Consider the following 5,767-nt stretch of genomic DNA (forward strand, 5'->3'; position numbering starts at 1 on the left):
CGCCACCGTCTGCCAGTCTGCGAGCACGCTCCACGAGCCGCTCTTCACCGCGAAAACCAGTTTCGACCACTCGAACACCTGCTCCGCGTCCGTCGGCCGCGGGCCGTCGAAGTACTCGGCGCAGAAATCCACATACAACGTGTCGTCGTCGAAACGAGAGAACATCGGAGGATCGAACAGCACCCAGGAAAAGCCGTCACTCTCGTCGATCCGGAATCGCGAAACCCCCTCGAAGTCCAGGCAGACGGTCTCCCAGCAGGCGTCTTTGCGGCGAAGCTGCACGTCGAGGACGACCCGAGCCGCGCGCCCTCGCGTGCGTGGGCCGAACTCCTGGTCGAGTACGACCCGCCGGACGCACGAGTCCCCGAACTCGTACCGACCCAACAGGGCAGCGATCCCCTCCTCGGTCAACGCGAACGGCCCGAGCCTGCGGGGTGGTATCGGCGCTCCGAAATCCACGGCACTCCCTCGTCGATCGACACGAACCGGGCGCACCGCGACCGGTGTTCGGTGCGGTCGTCTGCTCAGGGGTCCGAGAGGACGTGTACGGTTCCGGTCCACGAGTCTGCCGGGTCCGGCAAGTCGTTCCAGTGGACGGTAACGGATCGGCCGTGCAGGTCACGGGTCACGTCCTGCAGCAACGTAGCGGCCGCGGTTCGGACTTCCGCCGGTGCGGCGCCCGCGGGCACGTGGGGGAGGGAGCCGCAGAGCATTCCGCCGGCTGTGGTGACGGCGGTGTAGCGCCATCCGTGCGGAGTCTTCAGTACAACGATCGTTCGCGGCAGGCCGATTCCGGGCCGCCGCCGGCGATTCGCTGTTCCCATACGGCCATTCAACACCGGGCGTCCGTCGGAAACGGCACGGGACGCGTCTCACGAGCCGTCGGGTGCCGGTGGGCGTCGGCCTCGGACGGCTCCATCGCCCTCACGTGCGGGCGGTGAGGTGACGGAGCCGTCCGGTCGGGTGGGTGCGGCGGCGCGAAGCGTGTCGTGCAGGCGAGGGAGGTGCGAAGCGTGGCGCGCAGGCGAGGGAGGTGCGAAGCGTGGCGCGCAGGCGAGCTTGGAGCGCGGGAGTGGTGCGGGGTTGCCATGCCCTCGCCGTGGTCCCACAGCCGCGGCGACCACCCCGACGCCCGCGTCAGACCCCCGGCCGTTCGTCGGCCATCTCGCGGAGGTTCTTCTTCAGTACCTTGTCCAGCGTGCCGAGTGGGAACGCGTCGACGAAGTAGACCGCGCGCGGCACCTTGTAGTCCGACAGGCGCTCGCGGCACAGGTCCAGGACGGTCTTTTCCAACGTGCCCTCGTCCGGCGCGTCGGCGGTGCGGATCACGAACGCGACCACCACCTCGTCCAGGAAGTCGTGATGCTTGCCGACCACCGCGACCGAACCGACCCCGCCGACACCGGTGATCACGTCCTCGACCTCCCGGGCCGAGACGTTCTCGCCGCCCACCTTGAGCAGGTCCTTGTCACGCTCGCGGTAGAAGACGTTGCCGCCGGCGCCGAGCACGACCATGTCACCGGTCCGGAACCACTCGCCCTCGAACGCGGCCTCGGTGGCCTGCGGGTTCCCGTAGTACTCCAGGAAGAGCTGCACGCCGCGCTCACCGCGCAGCCACAGTTCGCCGACCTCGCCCTCGGCGCACACCCGTCCGCTGTCCGGGTCGACCACGGCGAAGCCGTACCCCGGCGCGGGCCGGCCCATCGAACGCGCGGGCAGGTGTTCCGACGGCTTGCCGGTGATCGCGTGGGTCACCGTCTCGGTCATCCCGAAGGCGGCGTACACCGCCAGGCCCAGCATCGCGTCGAGCGCGGGCGCGACCTGACCGAACACGCCCACCCGCAGCTTGGTTCGGGGCCGATCCTTGGCGGCGAGCGTGCCGAAGCAGAACGGCATCACCGAGATGTGGGTGATCTCGTTGCGCGCGACCACGTCCCAGAATCGGCTCGTCGACCACTTGGGCATCAGGACGGCCGTCGCGCCCACACCCAGTACCGAGAAGAACGACCAACTCTGCGCGTTGACATGGAAGAACGGCAGGTAGACGAGATAGCGATCGTCCGGCCCCAGATCGATGCTGCGCGGTCCCGACCGAGCGGCCCAGATCGCGTTGGCGTGTGTGTGCACCACGCCCTTGGGACGATTGGTGGTTCCCGAGGTGAACATGATGCCGAACGGCAGCATCGGTTCGATCGGCCGACCGGTCCACGCCTGGACCTCGCCGTACAGGGTGTCGAACGCGTCGCCGTTGCCGCCCCCCTCGCCGCCGATGACGGCGACCCAGTCGAGCGTGACGCCCGATTCGGTGAGCGCGGTGGTGAAGCGCGGCTGGGTGATTGCCGCGACGCTGCCGGTCTGTTGGACGAAGTAGGCGATCTCGCTCGGCGTGGCCCGGGTGTTCGTGGTCACCGCGACCGCGCCCACGGTCGCGCACGCGAGCCACACGAGTACCATCTCGGGGCAGTTCTCGCTGTGTACGAGCACCTTGTCGCCGCGCCCGATGCCGCGCCCGACGAGCCCGGCGGCCAAGCGCTCGGTGTCACGCAGCAGTTCGACGTAGGTCCAGGTGCGGCGCTCGCCGTCGGCCGGCTCCCAGACCAACGCCGGGTGCTCGGGCCGGTGTTCGGCCCAGTGCCGCAGCAACCACGGGATGTCCTGCCCGTGTACCTGAAATCCCTCGATCGCGCCGCTGTCCGCGAGGCCGTCGCCGCTCACGCCACCACACCCCAGTTCGTGCCGACCGCCATGGTGATCCCCTGTGCTCGTTGTCCGGTCCGGGGGCCACGCGAGAGCGCCCGCGACGTCGGGCCCGAAACGCCGTTGTCGTGCTGCGCGTCGTGCGGGGCCGGCCGGTCGCGGTCCGCCCGTCCGGGACCGCAGGTGTGGCACCGACGAGGCGACGCGCAGACGCACGCGACCCATGTCGGCACGGGAACGATAGACAAGGGTTTTTGACGACGTCAAGGATTTGGCGAAAACAGGTTGTCGTAGGTGGCAGCGTCGGACGGCGCTCGGACGGCGTCGAGTAGTGGCATCGAGTGGTGGCGCCGAGCGGTAGCGGCGAACGGGAACGTGGCCGTCGCCCGTGCCGGCCGAGGTAGTGGGCCCCGGCCGGCGCGACTGCTCCCGTCCGTCAGTTCGTCGAGAGGACGATCTGCGGCCCGTCTCCTCGGTCGTCGAGTTCGATCGGCTCCGACAACCGGTACTGCGCGCTTTCCGGCGGGAATCCCGCGAGGGACGGCGCCTCCGGGGCGAAGGCACGGGCCAGGAGGACCCGATCCCCGTCGACACGGACGGTGTCCTCGATGTTCTGGGCCCTCGCGGCCCCGGACAGGACCTTCGCGACGTCCTGGGCGTTCTGACCTTCGGCGGGGACGATGTGGATGGTGTCGTCGCTCACAGCTGACCTCCGATGTCCACGCCGCCACTCGGCGGCGGATCCCATGCTCGCGACGCGCACGCGGCACGGCGCGCAAGGCCGGCCGGGAGGGGGCCGAATTCACCCGACGGACGGCACGGGAGCCGGGCCGGCCGCCCCGGCCGCTCCGGCGGTCGGCCCCGCCCCTGCTCCCACCCCGCCTCACGTGCGGTACGGATCCAACGCGCGCGACGCCGCCGAGTCCAGGTACTCGTCCAGTCGCGCGATCCGCCACTCGACGGCCGCCGCGACGTTCGACTCCTCGGGATTGATTCGCTCACCCTCATCGGCTTCGTCGCGCCGACAACCCGTTGGGTCGGCGTCCTCGTCGTACGTGCCGAGGTGCCGGGCGGAGGCATGGGATCGGTCAGACCCGACCGGCGGCGCGGTCGGCCAGCCACGTGTCGTACATGGCCTGTGCTTCGTCGGCGTCCGCCTCGGTCAATGCGCGCGTCTGGTGAGTGATCTCGACGTGGACGCCGTTGGGGTCGAAGCAGTACACCGAGAGCCACAGGCCGTCGTGGTCGACCGGCCCACGTACTTCGGTGCCGTGCGCGCGCAGTTGCTCGGCCATCGCGGCGAGGTCTTCGGCGGAGTCGACCGAGAGGGCGATGTGCCGGGCCCACCATTCGAGGCCGTCGGGGACCGGTTCGTACGCCTTCGCGACGTCGAAGAAGGCGATGCACTCGCCGCTCGCGAGTTCGTAGAAGACGTGCAGGAACGGCGCCATCTCCTCGCCGCTGCTGGTGACGGCGGACTGCTGACGCACTGCGCCGACGAGCTTCGCGCCGACGGCCTGGGTCCAGAACGCGTGCGTCGCGGGGAGGTCGAGCGTCTGGTAGGCGAGGTGGTTCATCGCGACCGGTACGGGCATGGCGTGCTCCTGTTCGGTGGACGTGTCGTTGCGGGCTCGTCGGGATGGTCGGGGCGACCCGGGTGGGTCAGGCCGGCTTGGGTGGGCGCACTGCCAGGGCGCGGAACGCGTCGTCGTACGCGCCGGCCGTCTCGGGCTCGACGCAGCGGTTCTCGATCACGCCGACGCCGTCGATCTCGCTGCGCACGACGTCGCCGGCGCGCAGGAAACGCTGCGGGTCACGGAAGAAGCCGACCCCGGAGGGCGTACCGGTGAACACGATGTCGCCCGGCCGCAGCGCGGTGACCGTGGACAGGAAGGCGAGCAACTCGGGGACGGTGTGGACCATGTCCGCGGTCGAGCCGTCCTGGAGCAGCTCACCGTCGACGTGGCAGCGCAGGCCGAGCTTGTCGCGGTCGGCGAGCTCGTCCACCGTTCGCACCCAGGGGCCGATCGGGGCGAAGCCGCGGAAGGACTTGGCGAGCGACAGCTGGCCGCCCTGCTGGACGCCGCGCGCGCTCAGGTCCTGGCCGACGGTGACACCGGCGACGTGGTCCCACGCGTCGGCCGCGGCGATCCGGTCGGCGTGCCGGCCGATCACCAGGACGAGTTCGACCTCGTAGTCGACGCCGTCGAACGGGATCTCGACGTCGTCGTAGGGGCCGGTGACGCTGCTGGGGAACTTGGTGAAGGTCAGCGGCAGCGGGTGCTCGCCGGCCCGGCCGCCCTCGACCAGGTGGCTGTGGAAGTTGAGGCCGACGCCGAAGACCTGCCCGGGGCGGGGCACCGGGGCCTGGAGACGGTCGAGATCCAGCGGGAGCCAACGCAGGGCGGCCGTTGCGGCGGGGGAGGACGTGTCGGTTGCGCCGTGTGCCCGACTCGTTCTGCTGCCGGTGCCGTCGGCGCTGTTCGCGCTGTTCAGGCCGTTCGCGTGGTTCGTTGCGGTGATCCAGGCGAGGAAGTCGGCCCAGTCGCCGTAGACCTGGTCGGGTGTCGCGAAGCGGCCGGCCGAGGGGCCGGCGAGGGCGGCGTATTCGTGGCGGCGCGTCGTCGGGTCGCCCGGGCGGCCCTCGCGTTCGTCGTCGATACGGCTCGCTTCGCCCGCTCCGTCGGTCCCGGTCTCGCGCACCAGTACGGCCTCGCCGTCGAGGCAACCCAGTCGCATGCGGTATCTCCTTCTTCGGTGCGTTTCTCCCATGTTTCAAGACGCTGCCACGCCTCGGCCCGTCGGGGTGGCCTCATTAGATAGCAGCCGCCATGCGTGCGCAAGCATGTCTTGTGATGCGTGCGCACGCATGTTAAATTCGCGGCCGGAGGTAACCCCCATGAAACTGAGCGCCGCCCTCGTGGACGCGGTCACGACTGTTCCCCCCTGGCGGGAGGGACACGGCCGCACCCGCGCCGCCGTTTCCGCGCCGGACGAAGACAGCGTCACGCTCGCGTGGCAGGCCGGCCGCACGCTGCTCGACCGCACGCCCGGGCACCGGGTCGCCGCG

At 70.3% G+C, this 5,767-nt stretch carries 5 protein-coding genes; all 5 read right to left on the reverse strand.

Annotated features, from left to right (window positions below):
- A partial coding sequence (locus GT354_RS13215; RefSeq protein WP_161356502.1) for a hypothetical protein occupies positions 1 to 459 on the reverse strand: 459 nt, incomplete at its 3' end.
- A 678-nt stretch (positions 460 to 1,137) separates the two neighbouring features.
- Entirely contained in the window at positions 1,138 to 2,715 is a 1,578-nt protein-coding gene (locus tag GT354_RS13220; RefSeq protein ID WP_202511841.1) for an AMP-binding protein, read from the reverse strand.
- 418 nt (positions 2,716 to 3,133) lie between these two features.
- Positions 3,134 to 3,400 (reverse strand): hypothetical protein, encoded by a 267-nt coding sequence (locus tag GT354_RS13225; RefSeq protein ID WP_161356504.1) that lies wholly within the window; start codon positions 3,398 to 3,400, stop codon positions 3,134 to 3,136.
- Positions 3,401 to 3,785: 385 nt separating this feature from the next.
- Positions 3,786 to 4,292, reverse strand: a complete 507-nt coding sequence (locus GT354_RS13230) for a VOC family protein (protein WP_161356505.1) — start codon at positions 4,290 to 4,292, stop codon at positions 3,786 to 3,788.
- A 67-nt stretch (positions 4,293 to 4,359) separates the two neighbouring features.
- The gene (locus tag GT354_RS13235) at positions 4,360 to 5,436 is read right to left on the reverse strand and encodes a fumarylacetoacetate hydrolase family protein (RefSeq protein ID WP_202511842.1); all 1,077 of its coding nucleotides are present in this window, start codon (positions 5,434 to 5,436) and stop codon (positions 4,360 to 4,362) included.
- Positions 5,437 to 5,767 lie beyond the last annotated feature (331 nt).

The sequence above is a fragment of the Streptomyces sp. SID3343 genome, from assembly GCF_009865215.1.
Classification (GTDB): Bacteria; Actinomycetota; Actinomycetes; order Streptomycetales; family Streptomycetaceae; genus Embleya.

Coding starts and splice junctions, on each gene's coding strand:
- GT354_RS13230 (WP_161356505.1), bottom strand. CDS start 4,292: ATGCCCGTACCGGTCGCGATGAACCACCTCGCCTACCAGACGCTCGAC.
- GT354_RS13235 (WP_202511842.1), bottom strand. CDS start 5,436: ATGCGACTGGGTTGCCTCGACGGCGAGGCCGTACTGGTGCGCGAGACC.